This window comes from Pseudomonas sp. MWU16-30323 (assembly GCF_020515595.1).
Classification (GTDB): Bacteria; Pseudomonadota; Gammaproteobacteria; order Pseudomonadales; family Pseudomonadaceae; genus Aquipseudomonas; species Aquipseudomonas yamanorum.
Map to the genome: position 1 here is coordinate 21375 of NZ_JAIWYM010000047.1, position 6000 is coordinate 27374.

The window sequence follows — 6000 nt, forward strand, 5'->3', positions numbered from 1 at the left end:
TACTTTCGGCGGCTTGTGTGGTTTGGGCCTGCTGTGTATCTTGATCAGCCTTTGGCCGTTTGTGCGGCCTGGACCCAAAATTTCCGAGATTGGCCCCATGCGGCGAATCCGAGCGTCATCTTTATAAAAAATTGAGGAGCACATCGATGCGCGTCATTCTGCTGGGAGCTCCCGGGGCCGGTAAAGGTACTCAGGCAAAGTTCATCACTGAAAAATTCGGCATTCCACAAATCTCCACCGGCGACATGCTGCGCGCGGCCGTCAAGGCCGGCACCGAGCTGGGCCTGATCGCCAAGAGCGTGATGGACAGCGGCGGCCTGGTCTCCGATGACTTGATCATCAACCTGGTCAAGGAACGCATCAGCCAGGACGACTGCAAGAACGGTTTCCTGTTCGACGGTTTCCCGCGCACCATTCCCCAGGCTGAAGCCCTGGTGAAGGCCGGCGTCGAGCTGGACAACGTGGTGGAAATCGCCGTTGAAGACGAAGAGATCGTGCAGCGTATTGCCGGTCGTCGTGTTCACGAAGCCTCGGGTCGCGTCTACCACATCGTCTACAACCCGCCGAAAGTAGCGGGCAAGGATGATGTCACCGGCGAAGACCTGGTGCAGCGTAAAGACGATACCGAAGAAACCGTGCGCCATCGCCTGTCGGTCTACCATTCCCAGACCAAGCCGCTGGTGGACTTCTACCAGAAGCTCTCGGCCGCCCAGGGCAAGCCGAAGTACAGCCACATCGAAGGGGTGGGTTCGGTTGAAGCCATCACTGGCAAAGTACTGCAAGCGCTGAGCTGATCGTTCATCCGCTGGATTGACAACGGCCCGCTTGCGGGCCGTTGTTGTTTATACTGACGCACTTTTTTTTCAATGTGGATGCATACACCGATGAGCACCTTGCTGGCCCTGGACACCGCGACTGAAGCTTGCTCCGTTGCCCTGCTGCACGATGGCAAGGTCACGAGCCACTACGAGGTGATCCCGCGCCTGCACGCGCAGAAGCTGTTGCCGATGATCAAGCAATTGCTGCTGGACGCAGGCACCACCTTGTCGGCGGTGGACGCCATTGCGTTCGGGCGTGGCCCGGGCGCGTTTACCGGCGTGCGCATCGCTATCGGTGTGGTCCAGGGCCTGGCGTTTGCGCTGGAGCGTCCGGTGTTGCCGGTGTCCAACCTGGCGGTGCTGGCGCAGCGGGCGTTTCGCGAACACGGCGCCAGCCAGGTCGCGGCGGCCATTGATGCCCGCATGGACGAAGTGTATTGGGGGTGCTACCGCGAAACCGCTGGCGAGATGCGCCTGGTGGGTGCTGAAGCCGTGCTGCCGCCTGAAACGGCGGCCTTGCCGGCTGATGCCAGCGGCGACTGGTTCGGTGCCGGCACCGGCTGGGGCTATGGCGAGCGCATTGGCGTGACGCTTGCCGGCCAGGATGCCGCAATGTTGCCCCATGCCGAAGACCTGCTGGCCTTGGCACGCTTTGCCTGGGAGCGGGGCGAGGCGATTCCCGCCGACCAGGCAGCCCCTGTGTACCTGCGGGATAAAGTGGCGCAGACCAAGGCTGAACGCGGCATTATTTGACGTCAAAAATGCGGGCAAATTCAGGAAAAAATCGCCAATCGTCAGAATTTTTCCGTGCTTTTAAACCTTTTGCCAATTATGTGTTCTAGTTATCACCAGAGCATTTGCGCGCGATGGAAAGCGCCACTAAAATGCCATCACCGATACCGAGTTCGCATGTATGCGCATAGACGGCTTTTCATCACAGTCCTACCCCCTCAAGCGTAAGCCTCGCAAGGCGAACGTGACGGTAGACGACTCCGTCGAAGACTCGCCCGACTTTGTTGAAATCCAGTCCGACACCTCCGCTGTTTCAGCGCGTTCCCAAGCGTCCAGCGGTGCACGCACCAGCGGTGTTCCTGCCCGCCAGCAAGACATGGTCTTCCCGCGCTCCATGAGCAAAAACGTCGCCAATGCCCTGGCCAGCTACCTGACCACCGCCGGCTTTGTCGAATGGGATATGGAAGTGCTGGGCCTCGATATCCATATCTGATGCGGCTGCCTTACTACCTCGGTTGTCCGTCCTGGAGTGAAAACGCCTGGCGTGAATACCTGTATCCCGCCGACGCCCGTTCCAGCGATTACCTCGCCCTGTATTCCCACGTCTTCAACGCCGTTGAGGGCAACACCACGTTCTATGCCCGCCCCTCTGTCGCCACCGTGCAGCGCTGGGCTGACATCATGCCCGAACATTTTCGCTTCACGGCCAAGTTTCCGGGTGACATCAGCCACAGCGGCAACCTGATTGAGCAGTTGCCGGCGGCGGAAAGTTTCCTTGGCTTGATGAGCCCGTTGGGCGAGCGCATTTCGCCGTTGTGGTTGCAACTGCCGGCCAGTTTTACCCCGCAGCGCCTGGGTGAATTGGCCGGGTTTATCGACGGACTGGAGCGACCGTTGGCGGTGGAAGTGCGCCATTCGGAGTTCTTCGCCAAGGGCGACGCCGAGCGCAGTCTCAACCGCTTGCTGCGCGACCGTGGCGTCGAGCGCATCTGCCTGGACCCTCGCGCGCTGTTCAGTTGCACGTCCACCTCCGCAGCCGTGCTGCACGCCCAATCGAAAAAGCCCAAGGTGCCGCCTCGCCCGGCGGCGCTGACGCAGTTTCCACAAGTGCGCTTTATTGGTCATCCGGAGCTGGAAGCCAATGACCCGTTCCTGGTGCCCTGGATTGAAAAGGTCGCCGGCTGGATCGAAGAGGGCCGCACGCCCTATGTCTTTCTGCACACCTCCGACAATCGCCTGGCCGCCCAACTGGCCCTGCGCTTTCACGAAAAGCTGATGGTGCGTTTGCCTGGCTTGCCGGCCTTGCCCACACTGCATCGAGAACCCGAAGCGGAGCAACTGGGGTTACTCTAAGGCTCCTTTCCCCGACAGGAGTCAGTCATGGATGCCCAAACCCTTCGCGCCGAAGCCTTCAAGGCCCTGCATGAGCGTGACCGTGCCTTTGTGATGCCCAATCCGTGGGATGCCGGTTCCGCAAAAATGCTCGCCAGCCTGGGTTTCGAAGCCCTGGCCACCACCAGCGCCGGCTTCGCCTTCAGCCTCGGCCGCCCGGATGCCGAAGGGGCGTTGTCGCTGGAAGACACCTTGGGCAATGCCGGGACGATCGTCCAGGCCACCTCGCTGCCCGTCGCCGCCGACCTGGAAAACGGGTTCAGCGATACGCCCCAAGGTTGCGCCGAGACTATCCTGCGCGCCGCTGCTACTGGCATTGTCGGTGGCTCCATCGAAGACGCCACCGGGATTGCCGTCGACCCGATCTACCCCTTTGACCTGTCTGTCGAGCGCGTCGAAGCCGCGGTCGCCGCTGCCCGCAGCCTGCCATTTCCCTTCACCCTGACCGCCCGCGCGGAAAACCTCCTGCATGGCCGGCTGGATTTGCCCGACACCATTCGCCGCCTCCAGGCCTACGCCGAAGCCGGCGCCGACGTGCTGTATGCACCGGCCCTGCGCAGTGCCAAGGAAGTGTTGGCGGTGGTGAAGGCGGTTGCGCCAAAGCCCGTGAATATCTTGATGTCAGGCGCCCTGAAACTCAGCGTGGCGCAGTTAAGCGAGATGGGCGTCAAACGCATCAGTGTTGGCTCGGCGATGGCCCTGGCGGCGTATGGAGCGTTCTTCAGGGCGGCCCAGGAGGTTCATGAACGGGGTACGTTTACCTTTACCGAACGCTCGATGCCGTTCAGCCAGGCCAATCAACTGTTCAAGGCTTGAGGCATCGTGGGTTTCTTCAAGGTATTGGGGGTGTTGCTCGTGTTGGCGAGTGGTCTGCTGGTCGGCGTGTGGCGGGGCTGGGTGCCGCTGCCCGATGACTGGAACCCGTGGGCGCCGCTGGACGTTCGCGCAAGCCCGAACCTGCTGACCCGATTCAAACTGGGGCGCCTGCAGGATGACCCTGCGCTGTGTGACCAGGTGCTGAAAACCTCTGGGCTGCGGGTCACCCATCAGGCGGACAGTCCTGCGGATGCTGCTTGCCCGCTGCGCAATACCTTGCGGGTCCAGGGGGCGGAGGTGGGGCTGAGCAGCCGCTTTCTCGCCACTTGCCCGCTGGCCGTGGCGTTCGCCCTGTTCGAGCGGCACAGCCTGCAGCCGGCGGCCCAGGCGGTATTTGGCCAGGCCGTGACGCGGGTCGATCACCTCGGCAGCTTTGCCTGTCGCAATATCTACAACCGTGCCGAAGGGCGACTCAGCCAGCATGCGTCGGCCAACGCCCTGGACATCGCCGGCTTTCGCCTGGCGGACGGGCGCACCATCAATGTGCTCAAGGATTGGCCGGGTGACGGCGAAAGTGCGCGTTTCCTGCGACAGGTGCGCGACGGCGCCTGCAAGGATTTCAATGTTGTGTTGAGCCCGGATTACAACGCCGCCCACCGAAACCACTTTCATCTCGACATGGGGCGTTGGTGGGTGTGTCGCTGAGGGTCAGGCGGCCAGGCGCAGGTTGTGGATAATCAGCGGGCGAGCCCAGCGGCTGTCGAAGTCCAGGGCTTTTTGTTGCTCAACCAGCTCTTCTGCCGGGAATGGCGGCGGTGGTGGTGGCAGCAGGTCCAGTTCGAATTCGGCAATCGGCAGATGCAGTGGGCGTGGCGCAGGCGCCGGGCCCGGCTCGGGCAGCGGTTGGCCGGCGGCAAGCACGATAGGGCGCACCCAACCGCTTTCGAAGTTTTGCTGCTTTTGCTGGGCGACCAGTTCTTCTGCCGGATACGGTGGCGGTGCGGGTGGCAGCAACTCCAATTCGAATTCGGCGATGGGCAGGAACAGCGGCTCGGGCGGGGCGATCTCGGTGTCTTTCACGTCGCACGCGCGCTGGGTGACGATCTGCGACAGCAGGTCACTGCCTTCACTGGGTTCAACCGACGGATCCACCGGCTTCGCCACGGACTTGGCGAGCGCGCCCGGCGTGTCACCGAGCTGTTCGGCCAACGCCTGGGCGAAGAAGTCCTGCCACACATGACTGACGCCGGCCAGCGCTTGGGTATTGCGCAGGCCGAAGTGGTTGTGGGTCGGCAGTACACCGGTAAATAGCGAAGGAATGTCTGACATTTCTCTCGATCGTCGCTCAGCTCTGGCAAAATGCCTGATCCTTTTTTTATCGGCCGCTTTTCGCCGATCCTTAATATTTTTGAGCGTAGTCACCGATGAGCGAACAACCAGCGGCCAGCCGCATTCGGGTCGAGGCCTTGGCCGAAGGTTTCCAGGCCCGTGCCCAGCAGTGGGCCGAGCAGCTTGGGTTGCCTTTGCAGCTGGATGAGGCGGACTTTGCCTTGCAGGTGGGGGAGCAGGGGCTGCAGTTACAACAGCTGGGACCTGATGCGCCTGGGCCGGTGCGGGTGGATTTTGTGGAGGGTGGGGCGGCGCACCGGCGTCTGTACGGTGGTGGCAGCGGGCAGATGATTGCCAAGGCGGTGGGTGTGGCGCAGGGCGTGCGGCCGCGGGTGTTGGATGCTACGGCGGGGTTGGGCAAGGATGCTTTCGTACTGGCCAGTTTGGGGTGCGAGATGAGCCTGATCGAGCGGCAGCCGTTGATTGGCGCGTTGCTGGAGGATGGTCTGGCGCGCGGGGCCGAGGATTTTGAGGTGGCGCCGATTGTGGCGCGGATGAAGTTGCTCAAGGGCAATTCCATTGAAGTGATGCGCAACTGGGAGGGGGAGCCGCCTCAGGTGATTTATCTGGATCCGATGTTTCCTCATCGGGAGAAGACTGCGTTGGTGAAGAAGGAGATGCGGTTGTTTCGGCCTTTGGTGGGGGATGATCCGGATGCGCCGGCGTTGTTGGCGGCGGCGTTGGCTTTGGCCAGCCATCGGGTGGTGGTTAAGCGGCCGCGTAAGGCGCCGTGTATTGAGGGGGTGAAGCCGAGTCATGCGTTGGATGGGAAGTCCAGTCGGTATGATATTTATCCGAAGAAGGCGTTGAAGTCCTGAGGGGTGTTTTGGGCTGAGTACATATCCGTTGCTGC

8 protein-coding genes are annotated in these 6000 nt (G+C 61.9%); 7 read left to right on the forward strand and 1 reads right to left on the reverse strand.

The annotated features are described in order from the left end of the window. The first annotated feature begins 146 nt into the window (after window positions 1-146). The 6 genes from adk (at window position 147) to LIY45_RS29160 (ending at window position 4463) form a co-directional block, all read left to right on the forward strand. A complete protein-coding gene (adk, locus tag LIY45_RS29135) occupies window positions 147-794 on the forward strand; it encodes an adenylate kinase (RefSeq protein WP_017479444.1) in 648 nt (215 codons plus the stop codon). Between the two features lie 90 nt (window positions 795-884). Beyond that, a complete protein-coding gene (gene tsaB, locus LIY45_RS29140; protein WP_063032936.1) occupies window positions 885-1571 on the forward strand; it encodes a tRNA (adenosine(37)-N6)-threonylcarbamoyltransferase complex dimerization subunit type 1 TsaB in 687 nt (228 codons plus the stop codon). A gap of 160 nt (window positions 1572-1731) precedes the next feature. Then, window positions 1732-2043 carry a hypothetical protein gene (locus tag LIY45_RS29145; protein ID WP_226478458.1) on the forward strand — a complete coding sequence of 104 codons (312 nt, stop codon included), beginning with the start codon at window positions 1732-1734 and terminating at the stop codon, window positions 2041-2043. Further along, window positions 2043-2903, forward strand: a complete 861-nt coding sequence (locus LIY45_RS29150; RefSeq protein ID WP_226478459.1) for a DUF72 domain-containing protein — start codon at window positions 2043-2045, stop codon at window positions 2901-2903. Before LIY45_RS29145 ends, LIY45_RS29150 begins: the two co-directional genes overlap by 1 nt. Before the next feature lie 27 nt (window positions 2904-2930). Continuing rightward, complete coding sequence (locus LIY45_RS29155) at window positions 2931-3758, forward strand: isocitrate lyase/phosphoenolpyruvate mutase family protein (protein ID WP_226478460.1); 828 nt, start codon at window positions 2931-2933, stop codon at window positions 3756-3758. A 6-nt stretch (window positions 3759-3764) separates the two neighbouring features. Next, the gene (locus tag LIY45_RS29160) at window positions 3765-4463 is read left to right on the forward strand and encodes an extensin family protein (RefSeq protein ID WP_226478461.1); all 699 of its coding nucleotides are present in this window, start codon (window positions 3765-3767) and stop codon (window positions 4461-4463) included. A gap of 3 nt (window positions 4464-4466) precedes the next feature. Here LIY45_RS29160 and LIY45_RS29165 read toward each other — a convergent pair whose 3' ends face one another. Then, on the reverse strand, window positions 4467-5087 hold the full coding sequence (locus tag LIY45_RS29165) for an energy transducer TonB (RefSeq protein WP_226478462.1): 621 nt from the start codon (window positions 5085-5087) through the stop codon (window positions 4467-4469). Window positions 5088-5182: 95 nt separating this feature from the next. On the opposite strand from LIY45_RS29165, the gene LIY45_RS29170 reads away from it, so the two are divergent. Beyond that, window positions 5183-5965 carry a class I SAM-dependent methyltransferase gene (locus tag LIY45_RS29170; protein WP_226478463.1) on the forward strand — a complete coding sequence of 261 codons (783 nt, stop codon included), beginning with the start codon at window positions 5183-5185 and terminating at the stop codon, window positions 5963-5965. Window positions 5966-6000 lie beyond the last annotated feature (35 nt).